General features: G+C 59.7%; 13 protein-coding genes. 12 read left to right on the forward strand and 1 reads right to left on the reverse strand.

Going from position 1 to position 16,271, the window contains the following annotated elements:
* Nucleotides 1–50: 50 nt before the first annotated feature.
* Nucleotides 51–1,841, reverse strand: a complete 1,791-nt coding sequence (locus RR842_RS05895; protein WP_332729235.1) for an FAD-binding protein — start codon at nucleotides 1,839–1,841, stop codon at nucleotides 51–53.
* Nucleotides 1,842–2,105: 264 nt separating this feature from the next.
* On the opposite strand from RR842_RS05895, the gene RR842_RS05900 reads away from it, so the two are divergent.
* The 12 genes from RR842_RS05900 to RR842_RS05955 all read left to right on the forward strand — a co-directional run bounded on the left by RR842_RS05900 (nucleotide 2,106) and on the right by RR842_RS05955 (nucleotide 15,982).
* The gene (locus tag RR842_RS05900; protein WP_332729236.1) at nucleotides 2,106–3,722 is read left to right on the forward strand and encodes a helix-turn-helix transcriptional regulator; all 1,617 of its coding nucleotides are present in this window, start codon (nucleotides 2,106–2,108) and stop codon (nucleotides 3,720–3,722) included.
* Between the two features lie 42 nt (nucleotides 3,723–3,764).
* Nucleotides 3,765–4,040, forward strand: coding sequence for a hypothetical protein (locus RR842_RS05905; RefSeq protein ID WP_332553886.1), 276 nt, complete (start codon nucleotides 3,765–3,767; stop codon nucleotides 4,038–4,040).
* 87 nt (nucleotides 4,041–4,127) lie between these two features.
* Nucleotides 4,128–5,477, forward strand: a complete 1,350-nt coding sequence (locus RR842_RS05910; protein ID WP_332512378.1) for a cytosine permease — start codon at nucleotides 4,128–4,130, stop codon at nucleotides 5,475–5,477.
* 55 nt (nucleotides 5,478–5,532) lie between these two features.
* Nucleotides 5,533–6,645, forward strand: coding sequence for a DUF917 domain-containing protein (locus RR842_RS05915; RefSeq protein WP_332553888.1), 1,113 nt, complete (start codon nucleotides 5,533–5,535; stop codon nucleotides 6,643–6,645).
* Nucleotides 6,638–8,188: a hydantoinase/oxoprolinase family protein gene (locus RR842_RS05920; RefSeq protein WP_332512376.1), complete on the forward strand. Its 1,551-nt coding sequence runs from the start codon at nucleotides 6,638–6,640 to the stop codon at nucleotides 8,186–8,188. The genes RR842_RS05915 and RR842_RS05920 overlap by 8 nt, the downstream gene beginning before the upstream one ends.
* Before the next feature lie 217 nt (nucleotides 8,189–8,405).
* Complete coding sequence (locus RR842_RS05925) at nucleotides 8,406–8,792, forward strand: GntR family transcriptional regulator (RefSeq protein WP_332724279.1); 387 nt, start codon at nucleotides 8,406–8,408, stop codon at nucleotides 8,790–8,792.
* 9 nt (nucleotides 8,793–8,801) lie between these two features.
* Complete coding sequence (locus tag RR842_RS05930) at nucleotides 8,802–9,734, forward strand: slipin family protein (RefSeq protein WP_332521112.1); 933 nt, start codon at nucleotides 8,802–8,804, stop codon at nucleotides 9,732–9,734.
* Nucleotides 9,735–10,037: 303 nt separating this feature from the next.
* Complete coding sequence (locus RR842_RS05935; RefSeq protein ID WP_332512370.1) at nucleotides 10,038–11,660, forward strand: molybdopterin-dependent oxidoreductase; 1,623 nt, start codon at nucleotides 10,038–10,040, stop codon at nucleotides 11,658–11,660.
* Between the two features lies 1 nt (nucleotide 11,661).
* Complete coding sequence (locus RR842_RS05940; protein ID WP_332512368.1) at nucleotides 11,662–12,696, forward strand: molybdopterin-dependent oxidoreductase; 1,035 nt, start codon at nucleotides 11,662–11,664, stop codon at nucleotides 12,694–12,696.
* A gap of 41 nt (nucleotides 12,697–12,737) precedes the next feature.
* Nucleotides 12,738–13,397, forward strand: coding sequence for a 4Fe-4S dicluster domain-containing protein (locus RR842_RS05945; RefSeq protein ID WP_332512366.1), 660 nt, complete (start codon nucleotides 12,738–12,740; stop codon nucleotides 13,395–13,397).
* Nucleotides 13,398–13,399: 2 nt separating this feature from the next.
* The gene (nrfD, locus tag RR842_RS05950) at nucleotides 13,400–14,359 is read left to right on the forward strand and encodes an NrfD/PsrC family molybdoenzyme membrane anchor subunit (protein ID WP_332722320.1); all 960 of its coding nucleotides are present in this window, start codon (nucleotides 13,400–13,402) and stop codon (nucleotides 14,357–14,359) included.
* Between the two features lie 321 nt (nucleotides 14,360–14,680).
* Nucleotides 14,681–15,982, forward strand: a complete 1,302-nt coding sequence (locus RR842_RS05955; protein WP_332722322.1) for an ATP-binding protein — start codon at nucleotides 14,681–14,683, stop codon at nucleotides 15,980–15,982.
* Nucleotides 15,983–16,271 lie beyond the last annotated feature (289 nt).

Consider the following 16,271-nt stretch of genomic DNA (forward strand, 5'->3'; position numbering starts at 1 on the left):
TGCCGCGCGCGGGAGGGAGTGCGCGCAGCTGTCGGGTATGCGAAGGCGGGCTACTTGCCGGAAACCAGCTTGACCACGTGCAGGGCTTCGGTCATCGTGCGGCCGCAGGCCACGCCGTGCATCTGGTCGGGATAGTTGCCGCTAAACAGCGATCCCGAGCAGTCGCCAGCGCAGTACAGGCCCTCAATGGGTTCGAAGTTAGTGCCGAGTGCCTGGCAGTCCTTGTTGATGCGAATGCCGTCGATGGTGGTGAGCAGGGTGCCGCCCAGCGTGGCGCCGAAGAACGGCGGGGTGCGCAGCTCGGACAGGCGGTAGGCTTCTTTGCCGAAGTCCTCGTCGGCCTGCTTGTCGAACAACTCGTTGTAGCGCTCGCACGTTGCCAAGAACGTCTTCTTCGCCTCGGCGTCAAAGCCCAGCTTGTCGGCTAGCTCCTCGAGCGTGTCGGCCTTTTGCAGGCGGCCGTCGGCCAGTTCCTTTTCGAAGTACTTCGCCAAATCGTACGTACCGTCTTCCTTCTTCGCAGCCTGGACGCCCATGCGGGTGCCGGCGCTACAGCCAAGCGTATGGAATCGCTGCACGTCCTCGCCGAAGTTGCCGTCCCAGACGCTGATGTACACGCCGCCCGGCTGCTGTGCCGCAGCATGGGGCAGGTAGTCGTAGTCGGCCGACTCCAAGGCGAAGCGCTCGCCTTTCGTGTTTACCTTCAGAAACGGCTGCGTGCCAGGGTTGAACTGGCCGTTGCCCGGGAATTGCGGCTTGCCGGACTTGACGGAATCCACGGTGTAGCCGGCCGTGGTGCCGGGAGCCACCAAGCCGCGGTCGAAGATCATCGTAGCGCTGGTAATATCCTTTACCGCACCCGCCCAAAGCGCTGCCTTGATGCCCATGCCGTCGTTGTTCTGGTTGTAGCCCAAAGCCGTGACGGAAGCGGTGGTGATGGGGGAAAGCGCGGAGAGCATGGCCGGATTGGCCGAGTAGCCGCCAGTGGTCAGCAGGACACCCTTCTTGGCGTTGATCTGCGTGTAGCCGTTGTCGGTCTTGAAGATGGCGCCCGTCACCTTGCCGGAGTCGTCGGTTACCAGCTTCACCAGTTCATGGCCGAAGGAGATCTCGTAGCCGTTGTCCTTCATGACCTTCTGGAAAAGCTCGTTGCGCACGGGCACACCGTCGCGGCCGCCCTGGGCGTTGCCGTAATGATGCTCGCCGCAAGGAGTGTAGAAGGGAGTGGCTCCCATGCCGCCGGGCATGGCGAAATCGTCGGCGATGACCACGGCACCTGCGGCGCTCATGTACCGGTCGATGTACTCGAACATGGCATCGCTCTCGTTCATCCACATGTTAATGAGGTTGTGGTCGCAGGTGCCGCTGGAATAGCGCGCCCATTCGCCGTGCAGACGGGCGCGGTCGGTGCGGATGCCCTGGTCGACGAAGGGCTTGGTGTCTACGGCGTTGAACCAGTGGCGCGTGGCGCCCACCTCGGTGCCTTTCTCGCAAAGAATGAAGTCCATTTTCTGGTCGGACGCGTAAGCGCCGGCCACCATGCCGCCGTTGCCGGCACCCACGATGACCAGGTCGGTGTCCTTGGTCTCGGCGATGTCCTTCTCGGCTATCTCGGGTGCGGCGCCCAGCCAATCCACCGTGATGGCGGCACTGCCGTCGTCCACAGCCACCGCGTTGCTGTTGGCAACGGCGGTGCCTGCGGAACCCGATGCATCCTTCGCCTCTGCGGTGCCCGCAGCCTTGGGCGAGCAGCCTGCCAGACCGAATGCTGCAAGCGCACCAACGCCCGCTACTCCTCCGAGGAAGCTGCGGCGCGAAATGTCAGTGTTGTTCGTTTCCATGGTGACTCTCCTTGATTGTCGCTCTTGTTTTGCGGCGGGTTTGGTACCCGTCGCTTCCCTCGTTGTCATCCTACGACGCAAGGGTAGGGCGTGGCACCACCCCACGAGGGGCGTTTCGGGCGGAGGCCCGCATTGCGGCATCGCTCCCCCCGCGGGGGTGATTCGGGGGCGTCGATGCTGGTGGAGGTGGCAAAAGCGTTGATGCTGGTCGCGAAATGGTCGGAATTCGCCTACAATGAATCCATGCGATAGGGGGAGGGAACCGTGCAATCAATCGTACAACGCGTTCGCGGCTTGGGAAGCGCCGTGAACGCTCCTGTTTTGCTGTGCGTGTTTGTTTTGGCGATCATGGGAAGCAACGGCGGCATTTTGAATGCGAGCATATACTCCCGTGTGGCCGAATACTGCGGCATCGCTCGCGAGATATCGACGCTGACGACGGGCGTCTTGTTCTTGGGCGTGTTCTTCGCGGCGATGCGCAAGCCGTCGTTGCTCGACCGGCGTTTGCTGACGGTGGTGGCGCTGGGGTGCGCCATTACGGCGATCTTCGTTTTGGAGTTCGCGCTGCGCCTCGAGGACGGTCCCATGACGGTGGCGGGCTTCCTGTTTTCTAGCACGGCTTCCGCTTGGGCTTCCCTCATGGTAATTTCGACGTTGTCGTCTCTGGCATCTTCGAAAGCGACGCTCATCGGGGTGGTGAGCGGTATGGCGTTGGGAGAAGTGGTGCGCGTGGCGCACCCGCCTGTGTCGTTCGAGGCGGCCATCGTTGAGGTGGTGGGCTCTTATGCCCTGATCGCCGTGCTGCTCTATCGAAGGGGCGGCGCGAAACTCGACGAGGTTGCGCGCAGCGCGCCTCCCGCCAGCTTGGAGATATCCAACCCCGAGTCGTTTTTGCAGCCGGCTCACGCCCTGTTTCTGTGCGCGGGCCTGTTCAGTGTGGCGACGGGCTACGGCCTCACCCTCAATGAGGTGTCGCATGCTCCCATCAGCGTGGATATTTCGGCCATCGTGTTGGTCGGCGTGGCGCTATGGATGCTTTTGTCCAACGGTGAAAACAAAGAGGATCTGCTTTTTTCGTTCTCGGTGCTGCTGGTGGTGGCAGGGTTCATTATTGCACCCTTCACTTTTCTGACGGATTTGCCCTCAGCGAACGCCTTGCTGCGCATCGGCGTGAGGTGTTTCGACATGCTGGTATGGCTGGTGGTGCTTGCGGTGGGCAGCCGCAACATGCTCGCTTTGCTGCCGACGTTTGCGCTCGTGCGCTTTATGAGCGCCATCGGGACCGACGTGGGGGCCGTCGCAGGCCACACCACGAACGACATCGTGGGCACGAGCGGCGATGCAGCCATGCTCATCGCCGAAGCGGTGCTGTTCGTGTTCGTCGCTTTCCTATGGCTGGGCTTTCGCAAATTCAGCTTCACCGACACCATTCGCGGCGTCGTGGGGGTGGGGCGTGATGCGGGCGCTCGGGCGCGGGATGGCGTTGGTGCGGGTGTTGCTTCGCAGGGCGACGCGAGTGCTGACGGGCGATCTAGGGGCAACGATGGTGCTGCCGCGCGAACCTGCGATGGCGGCGCAACTCGTGCGGGAGTTTTGCCGAGCGGCGACGATGCAGGTTACGACGACGACCTGCCGAAGACGACCATCGAGGAGCGCTGCGCCGACATCGGACGGTTGCGCGGGTTGACCGAGCGCGAGACTGAGATATTCGCCATGTTGGCGCGGGGACGCAACGGTCAGTTCGTCATGGATTATTACGTCGTGTCCCGCAATACCGTGAAAAGTCACGTCAAGCATATCTATGCCAAGTTGGACGTGCACTCCCAGCAAGAGCTCATCGATTTAGTGGAACACGCCGCCGCTGCCACGCCTGAACCCTAGCCACTTCACCCCGTAATTCAAGTGCTCGGCGCCGAGTTGGGCGTGTCCGCGATGGCGTTCTACGCGCACTTCTCGTCGCGCGAAGAGGTGCTTGCCGCGGTTCTTACTCGATTCATGGCGACGCTCGATACCGATCCGGTGCCGGGGGAGCGATGGGACGACACGCTGCGCCGCACCATGAAGGCCATTCATGGCGGGTTCACCTCACATCCCCATCTGTGCGGTATCGACATCGACCCCTTGGTTTCTTATTGCGGGTATTGCCGCCCCCGATCCTTGCGAATGGTATACGCCTCTGTCATGAGGGTGTTGTGCTAAACTTTCATCGTCCATTGTCTTTCTCGAATCTCAGGAGTTGCGTTGGCTTCAGGAACGTCCGGGGTGTCAGAAGCCCCAGGTGAGCGTATGTCAGAGCAGGTAGGTGCCAGCCTTCGCATCGATCCATCCGAGCGCAAGAGTTGGACCAGCATCGCTTTCATCCGTGCGGGCGGCATGTTCAGCGCACCAACGCTCATGGTGGGTGCGGCGCTAGGGATGGGCATGGCTCTTTCGGGGGCCGTGCTGGCCACGCTTGCGGGATTCGGCTTCATCGTAGCCTACATGTGCTTCGTGTCCATGCAGGCCGCTGACTCGGGGCTTCCGACGGCCTCTCTTGCGGCCCCTGCGTTGGGTCGCGCCGGTGCGCGTTATCTGGTATCGCTTATCGTGGGCGTGGTAACCATCGGATGGTTCGGTGTGCAGACGGCGGTGTGCGGAGCCTCCCTCTCGCTGATGCTGGACAGCGTGTTCGGTCTTGCCGTGCCGGTGTGGGTCAGCTCCGTGGCTTTGGGTAGCCTTATGCTGGCCACGGCCCTTGTCGGCTTCGATGGCCTCAAGTGGGTCAGCTCGATTGCGGCCCCGTTTTTGGTGGCCATTTGCCTGTACGGCGTGGTTGCGTCGGTGGCTCAAGCGGGTACGCTCGAGCCTTTGCTGGGCTACGTTCCGCTTCCCGGCGAGGCCATCGGCTTTGTGGCGGGCGTGAACATGGCCGTGGGCCTGTTCGCGTTCGCAGGCGCCACGGCGGGTGATTTCGCCCGGTTCGCCCGCACGCGTCGCGATGCCGTGTTGTCGTGTTTAGTGGGCGTCATCCCGGCGGCGCTCGTGTCCCTTGCGGCGGGGGCGGCGCTTGCCATCGTCACGGGGCAGGCTGACATCGCCGTCATCATGAACTCCATAGGCTTGCCTGCGGTGGGGTTGGTGGCTTTGGTTTTGTCGGCATGGACGGTGAACGCCGGCAACGTGTACTCGGCAGGCTTGGGTTTCGCCGTCATGCTGGGCAAGGACGAGGGCGGGAGCAAGATCACGACGGCGGTTTCGGGCCTTGCAGGCATCGCGCTGGCCGTTGCCGGGATACTCGGACAGTTCGAGGCGTTTCTCACGGTTCTCTCGGCGTGCGGTCCGGCCCTTGCCGGCACGATGGTGGCCGACTACTGGATCGTGCGACGTGGGCATCCTCGAAACGTGCGGGTGCCCGAAGGGTTTTCCGCGCCGGGTGTGATTGGGCTGCTGTGTGGCATTGCCGTGGCGCTGGTCACGGGAGGCACCTTCGCGTTGGTGCCGGGTCTGGGTTTTCTGGACGTGCCGTTTTTCATCGGTCCGGTGAACGGGATCGTCGTTGCCATGGCGGCTTACGTGCTGGCATACCGATTGACGGGTGGGGAGCGGTTCTCGGGGCGGATCAAGTTCGTCCGGCCGAAAGGCGAGGGCTCGCAATAACAGGTTGAACAGCGTCGCGGATGAAGCGGCGACAGGGTATAGAGGAAGGACGCTCATGAGAGAAATCGGCATCCAGGAAATCGAGGATATCGCGCTGGGCGCGGCGCTCCTCGGCGCAGGCGGGGGCGGCGACCCCTATATCGGCAAGCTTACGGCTATCGGCGCCGTGAAGGAGTGCGGTCCGGTGAAGATGATCGGCATCGACGAGGTGCCGGATGGCGCCTTCATCATGCCGTCGGCTTCCATGGGCGCGCCGACCATCCTTGCCGAGAAGGGCGTGGGTGCCCACGAGTTCGCCAAGCTGTTCGACATGGTGAGCCGCTACTACGACAAGCCCATCTACGCCACCATGCCCATTGAGGCGGGCGGCGTGAACTCCATGCTGCCCATTGCCGCGGCGGCGCGCCTGGGCATTCCCATGGTGGACGTGGACGGCATGGGCCGTGCGTTCCCCGAGTTGCAGATGGTCACGTTCACCATCGGCGGCGCGTCGGCCACACCCATGGCGTTTATCGACGAGAAGGGCAACTCAGGCATTCTGGACACCATCACCAACAAGTGGACGGAAGACATCGCGCGTGCGGCCACCATGACCATGGGCGGAACGATCACCACCGCTCTGTTCTGTATGGACGCGACCACGCTGAAGAATTACGGAGTGCACGGCATCGTTACGCGCTCCGAGGAGCTGGGGCGTGCCATCCGCACGGCGAAGGAGGGCGCGGCTGCTGCCGGTCTCACGCCGGAGGAATACTTCTTGAAGTTCACGGGCGGCCACAAGCTGTTCAAGGGCAAGATCGCCGACGTGCTGCGCGAGACGCGCGGGGCGTTCAACTTCGGGAAAGTGGTGCTGGAGGGCATCGCCGAGGATCGCGGCTCTTCCGCGCACGTGGAATTCCAGAACGAGAACCTGGCCTGCACAGTGGACGGCGAGATCATGGCCACCACTCCCGACCTCATCTGCCTCGTGGATACCGAGACGTTCACGCCGGTGCCCACCGATGCGCTCAAGTACGGCAAGCGTGTGTTGGTGGTGGGGCTGGAGTGCTTCCATCTGTGGCGCACGCCGGAAGGCATCGATTTGGTGGGGCCGCGCTACTTCGGCATCGACACCGACTATATTCCCGTCGAAGAGCGCGTGGCGCTAAAAGGAGGCAGCCATGTATAAGCTGGGAATCGACGTGGGCGGCACTAATACTGACGCCGTGCTGATCGACGAGAACCTGAACGTGGTGGCTGCGGTAAAGAACCCCACGTCAAAGGATATCTACACGGGCATCTTGGGCGCGATGGACGCCGTGTTCGTGCAGAGCGGCGTGGACCGCTTGCTCATCGGGCAGGCCATGCTTGGCACCACCCACTGCACGAACGCCATCGTGGAGCGCAAGGGGCTGGCCCCCATCGCGGTGCTGCGCATCGGCGCGCCGGCCACGGTGGGCATCCCTCCCATGGTGGATTGGGCTGACGATATTGCGGCGGTATGCGTGGACAGTGCCATCATCGAAGGCGGCTTCGAGTACGACGGCAAACGTTTGGCCGAGTTTGACGAAGCGGCCTGCCGGGCGTTTTTCGAGGGCGTGCGCGGACGCGTGGAAGCGGTGGCCATCTCGTGCGTATTCTCGATCGTGCGCAATGACGACGAGCTGCGCGCAGCCGAAATTGCCGCGGAGGTTCTGGGCGAGGGCGTGCACGTGTCGGTTTCGAGCGAGATCGGCTCGATGGGCCTGATCGAGCGCGAGAACGCCACCATCCTGAATGCGGCGCTCTACGCCGTGGCCCGCAGCTTTACCGAAGGGTTCGCCGCCAGCCTGGCAGACAAGGGCGTTACGGGTGCCGACGTGTACCTGTCGCAAAACGATGGCACGCTCATGACCATGGAGTACGCGCGCTGCTATCCCATCCTCACCATTGCCTGCGGGCCGACGAACTCCATTCGCGGCGCGAGCTACCTGTCTCAGCGCGCTGATGCCATCGTTATCGACGTGGGCGGCACCACCACCGATCTGGGCGTGCTTTCGCACGGTTTCCCGCGCGAAAGCGGCGTGGCGGTCACCATCGGCGGCGTGCGCACGAACTTCCGCATGCCCGACGTGGTGTCCATCGGCCTCGGCGGCGGCTCCATCGTGCGCGTGGCGGACGATGGCAGCGTGACGGTGGGTCCGGACTCGGTGGGCTACGCCATCACGGAGCGCGCGCTGGTGTTCGGCGGCGACACGATGTGCGCTACCGACGTGGCTGTGCGCTTGGGCATGGCCGAGGTGGGAGACGCGACGCTGGTGGCTGACATCCCGCAGGAGGTGGCCGAACGCGCCATGGCGGCCATTCGCCAGCTGGTGGAAGACGCGATCGACATGATGAAGGTGTCAAGCGACGACATCGACGTGGTGCTGGTGGGCGGTGGGGCCATCGTGCTGCCGCACGATTTGGCGGGAACCGCCAACGTCATCTCGCCGGAGCATGCGGGTTGTGCCAACGCCATCGGCTCGGCCATCTCGAAGGTGAGCGGCGTCTACGAGGCGCTCGTGGACTACGATGCCGCCCCGCGCGACGAGGCGCTTGCCGCCGCCCGTGCAGCCGCCATCGAGGCAGCCGTCGAAGCCGGAGCCGTGCGCGACACCGTGGAGATCATCGATGCCGAAGACGTGCCGCTGAATTACTATCCCGGCCACACGAACCGCGTGAAGGTGAAGGCTGCCGGCGATTTGGCATAGATGCGGGGGACGGCGAGCCTTTGTTGAGCGATTGGGCGCGGCTTCTGGAAGGAGGTCGCGCTCGGCGTTTGTGCAGGTCTTGGGTTGAAGCCGCAGCACTCTTGTTGCTGTGCGCTTTTTCGACCTGCTATGTGCAGGGTTGTGTTGGGGGAACTATCGTCTTCGAGTCGTGGTATCATACACATGCAGGATGCTTCGAGAGGCGGCGTTCACTTATTTGTTTGAATCATTGCATATAAACGAGAAATCAGGCGTGCCCGTGTGGGTGCAAATTCGCAACAGCCTGATCTTCCTTATCAAAAGCGAGCAGATCAAGCCGGGGGACGTGCTGCCAACCGTGCGCGAGCTGGCCACACAGTTGGGTGTGAATTACAACACCATTCACAAGGTGTACCAAGATCTTGAAGCGGACAGCCTCATTTGTTCGAGCCGAGGCAAGCGGTCGTTTGTTGCCGATGTTGACCGGGATGCGCTGGCGTTGCCCGAGTCTCCCGTCGACCTTGTTATTGATGAGTTGGTGCGCGTTGCCCGGGAGAGCAACGTTTCCGAAAAAGATGTGCTCGTACGGGTGAAGGAGCGCTTTCTGAAACAATCGATCGAGTAAGGGGATTACATGGGGGAGAAGTCATTTTTCGACGAATCCAATGAGCGGGGGCGCTCGAGTGCTTCTGTCGATGTCGAAGACAATTTCGAAGATACGGCCACAAGCCGCTGGGGCGCAACTATGTTGCGCTGGGTGTTGGTGCTGTTCGTTGTAGCTTTGTTTGCACTGGTCGCATGGTTTGCGTCTTCGATTGCGTTATTGGTGGTGGGCGTCTTTGTCGGCGCGGTACTGTTCAGCTGTGCACATATCATGCTGGAGTGGGAGCGTGCCGTCGTCATGCGCTTCGGCAGGTTTAACCGGGTGGCCGGACCGGGCCTCATCTTCATGATCCCCTTCGTCGAGTACGCATCGGCCGTCATCGACCTGCGCATGCGCTCCACGTCGTTTAAGGCCGAGCGCGTACTTACGTCTGACCTCGTGCCGGTAAACGTCGATGCGGTGTTGTTCTGGATGGTCTGGGACGCAGGCAAGGCGTGTTCTGAGATTCGCAACTTCGAGAAGCTGGTATTTTGGGTCGCTCAGACTACGCTACGCGACGTTATCGGCGGTATGAACATTTCGCAGATGGGCATGCGTCGCGCTCAGATGGACAAAGAGATTGCCGATATCCTCGAGCGGAAAACGAGCGAATGGGGCATCACGGTGGTGTCCGTGGAAATAAGCGACATCAAGATTCCCGAAGAATTGCAAGAGGCCATGTCTGCCGAAGCCCGTGCCGAGCGCGAATACAACGCGCGCATCATCTTGGCGGAGGTCGAAAAGGAGATCTCGGAGATGTTTGTTGACGCGGCGCGCATCTACAAAGAAGAAGACGCAGCGCTTCAGCTGCGCGCCATGAGCTTTGTGTCGGACAGCGTGAAAGAAAAGGGCGGTCTCGTAGTGATACCCAGCGCATTGTCCGAAGCGTTCGAAGGTTTGGAAAGTATCGCCAAGAAGCGCTAGAAGCAGTGTGCGCATGGTGGGCGTAATCACCATTTGAGCAGCGAAATCAGCGAACCAAGCTCCCTGAAAAAGGAACTTGGTTCGTTTGTCCTTCACGCCGAAAACCCCCCTCTTCTCAAAAAAGAATCCTATATCTATAAGACAAGTATCACATATTTGTATGATTTATGATACGATACGCAACAGAGGCAAGCTGATAGATTGAATTGCTTGTTGAGCGAGTTTGCAGGGAGGGATGCTTACCGTGAAACCATGCTCGAGTTTCTACCTCTGTTCGCGCGAAAGAAAGGGAAAGGAAGGGGAATGAGGAAAAAGTTGGTATTAGCGACGACCGCCGTGCTCATGGCGGGATCGTTGTTCGCTGTCGGCTGTGCGCAGCAAGGCCCGTCAGGAGGTGACGGTTCGTCGACCGAGACTCAGTACAAGGACAGTATCGAGAAGACCGAGGCCTATTACGAGGAAGTGCAGGCTCGGCAAGACGAGATCAACAAGGAGTACGCTCCCGAAATTCGCACGTTGGAAGACGGCACCAAAGTCCAGCGCACGCCCACCGAATACCAGGGCTATCACTGGAACCGTCCCTACGAGGGCGGCGCGTCGTACAACAACTACTATCTCGACGCCGACAACCGCGGTTGCGGTGCGTGCCATGAAGACCTTGCCGATACGATGTCCAATATGGAGTACAGCCATACCACCATTTGGAACGAAGCGCTGGGCAATGAGATCACCGTCGACCAATGCATGCTCTGCCACAGCGACGATGACGGCTATGAAATGGGCACTTTGATGCACGGCGTTCACAACGGGGAGCGCAACAACGAGGCTTTTGTAGAAAAGGGCGGCAAATGCATCAGCTGCCACAATATGACCGAGAACGGTGAGGGCACCGAGCTTTGGGACGACGTCAAGTACGACCATCTTGACGGCATCGTCAAGGTCAAGGACGTCCAAGGTGATTTCGTCTTCGATCAGGATACGACAACGGCTCCTGAGGATATGTTCACCTACGACTGGATTCACTCCAAGTACGACAGCATGATTCACATCATGGGTAAAAACGTTCTCGACGAGCAGCTTCCGCAGGATTTCGTCGACAACTGGGAAGTCACGATCGACGGCCTGGTGAAAAATCCGTATAAGATGAGGCTGGCCGACCTTGTTGCCGAGGCCGAGGGTGCCGGGGTTACGGTTACGAAGCTCTCCAAGATTCACTGCGTTGACAATATGCCCGGTGGCGGCGGTATTTCTAACGTCGAGATAACGGGCATTCCCCTGAATTGGCTCATCGAAAAGGGTGGCGGCGCAAGCAAGGACATCACCGGTGCCCTGTTCGACCGCCGCGAGTTCCATACCAACGGCGTGCAGAATCATAGCAAGCGCGGCGTCCCCGAGACCTCTTTCGACAACGTGTACCTTGTCTACGAAATCGGCGGAAAACCGCTCGACCCCAGTTCGGGCAGCCCGTGCATCAACTGGGTTGAAGGGTGCGACGCCCAATCGTTCGTGAAGCAGTGCATGGGATACACCCTGACCGACGAAGAGAAGCCTTGGTCTGACTGGATGATGAACGGTTTCAACTCGTACGGCGAGGGCGATTACATGAACAAGCCCAACGCCAGCATCCTCAAGGTTCCCGAAGGGAAGATCATCGAAACTGGCAAGCCCTTCACCTTTGAAGGCTACGCCGATGCTTTTGACCAGGCGGTCGTCAAGCTTGAGTTCTCCATGGACAAGGGCAAGACGTGGACGGCATACGATCTTGGCAAGACCGATCCGCGGCAATGGGTGTACTGGCACTATACGTGGACGCCTGAAAGCGACGGCAGTTACGTGCTGATGGTAAAGGCAACCACCGAGACTGGCCTCGTGACCACCACTCCTCAAAAGGTAATGGTCACCGCCAAGAGCAATGTGGAGGGATAACATGAAATACAAGATGGGGAAGCGGGTGTTGGGTTGCACGGTAGGTGCCAGCATCGTCTTGGGAGGCTTAGGCGCCGTTGGCCCTCAGCTGGCTATGGCGATGGGGCCGCAGGACTTGGGCCCGAACCAGGTGTTGCAGCGAAATGCGGTCGATTACGACAAGATCGCGAACGTATCTGGCACCTTCTCGTTTTGTCAGGACCGGGTTACCCCGACCGACGACGTGTTCAATTTGTTCGGCACAGCGGCAACGACCATCTGCGCCAAGCCGGGATACGCTTTTGACGCGGTGAGCTACGAGAGCTACTACCTCAACATTGGCGGCAACGTGGAGAAGGTCTACACGATCGGCCTTGATGAGATCGAGCAGATGGACGCTCAAATGAAAAAGGAGATACGCTGCACGTGTGGCATGAGCCCCGCCGTTGCCATGGCCAGCGTTACAGGCGTCAAAGTGTCCGACATGCTTTCTTTGGTGGACATCGCGCCCGAGGTCAACACCATTACGTTCAAGGACAAGGACGGCTACGGGCTGCCGCTGCCCTTGTCCTACGTGACCGAGAAGGAGGCAATGCTCGTCTACCAGATAGGCGACAAGAAGCTTTCTGAGGGGGAGCGTTTGCAGGCATGGATTCCCGACACGGTTGCGAAGTACTTCACGCGTGCGATTACCGATATCGAGCTGTCCGTTTCAGACGAGGTGCCAACGGTTGAGGGCCCGGATGCAGACTATCGGGCCAAAGTAAGCATCCTCAGCACGGTTCAGGATGTGTTCAAGGTTGGCGACATGATTTCCTTCGAAGGATATGCCGACGACTGCGGGACTCAGGTAACTGCCGTCGAGTTCTCCCTCGACGGTGGGGAGACCTGGGCAACGTTTGACACCACTTCCTCCAATACCGAGGACTGGGTGTATTGGAACTTCGACTACGTGGCTGAAAAGGCAGGCGAGTACAAGCTCGACGTCCGGGCGGTTACCGAGGACGGCACAGTTTCTCCCCTCGCTTCCAGTGTGGTATTCAGCGTCGAGGGGTAAGCAATCGGTATTGCGTTGACATCGAAAGGAGGGAGAAGAACATGGGAGAAGAGACGAACGTAACGCGCCGCGTGCTGCTGCAGGCATCGGCGGCCGGTGCTTGCGCGCTTGCTCTGGGGAGCGTCGTTGTTTCCACTGCTGAAGCACACGCCGAAGAAACGGGTTCGAAAGTCGCGAGCGACGGTGTTCGGTATGGCTTTCTCGTCGGCCTTGCGAGATGTTCCGGTTGCGGCCGCTGCGTCGAGGCGTGCAGGAAGGAGAACAATCTTTCCGACGATACTCCCGATAGGCGCAAGGTCGCGTCTTTCAAGCGCAAGAGAGGGAAGAAGTTCTTTGTTTCAACTGCGTGCATGCACTGCGCTGAACCGAGTTGCATGAAGGTGTGCCCGGCTGGCGCTATCTCGCAGGACGCCAACGGTATCGTACGGGTGAACCCGGAGGTGTGCATCGGCTGCAAATACTGCTTCCAAGCATGCCCGTATGAGGTGCCGCAGTACAACGCTGTTTCTATGGACAAATGCGATTGTTGCCTAGGATCTGGAGTTGCTCTGGGAGATGAGCCGTATTGCGTAAGCGCCTGCAAATTTGGCGCCTTGAAGTTCGGCCCCTTAGAGGAGTTGAGAGAATCTACGAACGGCTCCGCAGTTCCCATTGCCGAGGCCAACAATCCCTCTTGCCTGTTACTTGGAACGGAGAGGTGAGCATGGTGTTGCAAACAATATGGGGTTGGCAGCCTGCGCTCTATCTGTTCCTGGGAGGCATGGGCGCCGGCGCATTCGTCATGGCGGCGGTGCTCTACCTGCTCGACCAGAAGCGCCATGCCAAAATCGTCTGCATTTCCATGTGGGCGTCGGCGATCTGCTTGGGCGTGGGCTTGCTCTTGCTGCTATCGGAGTTGATCCAGCCTGTGCGGGGGCTCATGATGTGGCAGAGCTTCAGCCATTTCACCTCGTGGATGACGTACGGTGCTTGGGGTGCATTTGCTGCTATCGCCGTGTTTGGCGTGTCGGCGGTGCTGGCCACGGCCAAGGTGGGGAAGAAGTGCGTGCACGATGAGAAGCAGGCGAAGCGGTTCGTGCTTGTGCGCAAAGTGCTGGCCCTTGTCGGTATTGCGTTGGGTGTGTTCGTGGCGGTATATACGGGCATGCTGCTCATGATGGCGCCCGGTGTGCCGCTGTGGAACACCCCGTTGCTCCCGTGCCTGTTTGCGGTATCGGGCATCGATACGGGCGTTGCGCTTGTCGAGATAGTGGCTGTGCTGCTGGCGAAGAAGGACCCGCTGGCACCTCGCGCCCGCGTGCTGATGGAAGGCATCGTGGTGGGGCTCGTGGCGATGGAGCTGGTGGTACTCGGTGCGTTTCTGCTGTCCATGGCAGGCGGCGAGGGGTCGGTCGTAGCTGCGACGGCCGCCCAATCAGTCGAGCTGCTCACGTCGGGCATCCTCGCTCCGTACTTCTGGGGTTTGGTAGTGGTGTGCGGTCTTGTGTTGCCGCTGGTCGTTGCCATCGTGGGGTTGGTGCCGCGCAAGCAGCACGCGAACACCCCTATGGCGGTTGGTGCCGCTGGGGCGATTGTCGGCGGATGTGCCCTGCGTTTTCTCATGCTAGCCGCAGGCTTGCATGCCAACGTGGTGGCCGAAACGGTCATTAACATGATTGGCTGATCTAGCCAGTTTGCCGATTCGACTGAGCGGCGAGGTTGCGCGTGCTTTGGGAAGCTCCCGAGGCGCGTGCGGCCTCGCCGTTTGCTGCAAGCTTGGTCGAAGGCTTGTTGCCTTTGGCTATACGGGCTCTGCTTGCGTCTCTTGTCTTAGCTGGCCATCGTGCTCTAGTGAATCCCACATTTTTCGGTCGAAAAATGTGGGATTATGTACATTTTTCGGTCGAAAAATGTGGGATCACCGCTAGTGGGCACTTTGTGTGACGGGATGGGGTATAAAAGGGAAGACGAAACACCCGTCCCCTCTGTCTGTCGGGAGAACGCCATGGAGCGACACATACTCGCAGATCTTCAAAACTGGAAAGAACGTCCCGATAGAAAGCCATTGGTGTTGCGTGGTGCTCGTCAGGTGGGAAAAACATGGGCACTTCAAGAGTTTGGGAAGCGCTGCTTTGAGGACTGCGCTTACGTGCGACTCGAAGACAACGCTCCTGCGGCAGCGCTTTTCGAGGGCTCGCTGGAGCCGAGCCGGCTTATAGAGGGCTTGTCTGCCTTGGCCCGGAAGCCCATCATCGCGGGCAAAACCTTGTTGATCTTGGACGAAGTTCAATCCGTCCCTCGAGCTTTGACGGCCTTGAAGTATTTCTGCGAAGACGCACCCGAGTACTGCATTGCGGTTGCCGGATCGCTTTTGGGCGTGGCGCTGCATACGAGCATCTCGTTTCCCGTAGGAAAGGTCGATTTTCTCGACTTGTACCCAATGAGCTTCACTGAGTACCTTGAAGCCGCAGGCGAGAGGGATTTGCTGGCATTTTTGCAAAGCAGCAACCTCGACATGGTGAGCGTGTTCAAGGAAGCGTACACCGACCATCTCAAGCGCTACTATTTTGTTGGCGGTATGCCCGAAGTGGTGAAATCCTTTGTGGAACAAGGGGATTTCCATCGCGCGCGCGTGTTGCAGTCGGCCATAGTCGATGCCTATGAAGCCGATTTCTCGAAGCACGTGCCTGGTCGCGATAGTGAGCGGTGTCGCATGGTTTGGCAGTCCTTGCCGCGACAACTTGCAAAGGAAAATAAGAAATTCATCTACGGCACCATAGAAAAAGGTGCACGAGGGCGCGATTTCGAGGAAGCTATCCAGATTCTTGTAGACAGCGGGGTAGTGCTGCGGGTTGGTCGTATTGCCAAGCCCGGTCTACCTTTGGAAGCGTATCGAGATCCATCGGCGTTCAAACTTTACTCGCTCGATGTGGGACTGCTTGGTGCTATGTCGGGTCTCGACAGTGCAACAATTGTGGACGGCAGTACCTTGTTCACGGAATTCAAAGGGGCGCTCGCTGAACAGTACGTGTGTCAGCAGCTGGTTTCCGATTGCGGCCTTGCGCCCTACTATTGGTCTGCGGAAAAATCGTCTGGCGAAGTTGATTTTGTGGTGCAGAGGGGAAACGACGTGCTGCCCATCGAAGTGAAGGCCGAAGTGAACCTAAAAAGCAAAAGCCTTGCGAGTTTCTGTAGGACATACGGCATCGGCCGTGCCGCGCGCTTGTCGATGTCCGGCTACGAGCGAGGAAAATGGCTTACAAATGTACCGCTCTACGCTATGCCGATGCTCGAGAGTTCGTTATGAGCAGGGGCTTTTGAAGAGGCGCCGGCTGCATGGACGGGGCATGAACAGGGGACGTAGCACTGTTCATGGTAACGCTATCGGCGATGCCGTAAAATGATGCTGCGAACGGTGCTACGTCCCCTGTTCATGTGGGGTTGATGATCTCCTGCTTGGGCGTAACTTGGGGAAGCTGCAGCATATTCGTCCGAGGAGTTTACCTTGCATCGCTGATTAATTTTGAAAGGGCGCAACTTCCGCGCGCGGTGAGGTTCGTCTCGGCTCCCTCCAAACCCTCCAAACCCTCCAAACC

Source organism: Gordonibacter sp., from assembly GCF_036667095.1.
Classification (GTDB): Bacteria; Actinomycetota; Coriobacteriia; order Coriobacteriales; family Eggerthellaceae; genus Gordonibacter.